We start from the raw sequence: 451 nt of genomic DNA on the forward strand, positions 1-451 counted from the left end.
ATCGCTCGATTGAACCGTCGCGATGGCGTTGCCTGCGTAGATCGGGCGTTCGAAAGTATCGGCGCTATCGACGGCGGTGATGTCGCTGATTTGCGCGACGTCCAAGTGTGCAGCGATGCGCGGCGCGATGTTCTTACCGTAAGCGGTCGCCGGAGCCAGAATGTGCGAATAATCCTTCGCGACGTTCAACACCGTAGCTTCGACGTTCTCCGCCAAGCCTTCAGCGAGTTGCGGCGCATCGGCGAGGAGCACTTTCGAAACGCCCGCGATCTTCGCCGCCGCATCCGCCGCACCCTGCGCGTTCGAGCCCGCGATCAGCACATGCACATCGCCGCCAATCTTCGATGCCGCTGCAACCGTGTTCAGCGTCGCTGCCTTGATCGACGCATTGTCGTGTTCTGCAATTACGAGAATCGTCATGTTCAGATCACCTTCGCTTCGGTTTTCAGTT

At 59.2% G+C, this 451-nt stretch carries 1 pseudogene; it reads right to left on the reverse strand.

What is annotated here, in order from left to right:
* Positions 1 to 420: pseudogene (locus tag QCE58_RS34030) on the reverse strand (electron transfer flavoprotein subunit alpha/FixB family protein); the annotation flags it as partial.
* Between the last annotated feature and the right edge of the window lie 31 nt (positions 421 to 451).

The sequence above is a fragment of the Caballeronia sp. LZ028 genome (assembly GCF_031451415.1).
Classification (GTDB): Bacteria; Pseudomonadota; Gammaproteobacteria; order Burkholderiales; family Burkholderiaceae; genus Caballeronia; species Caballeronia zhejiangensis.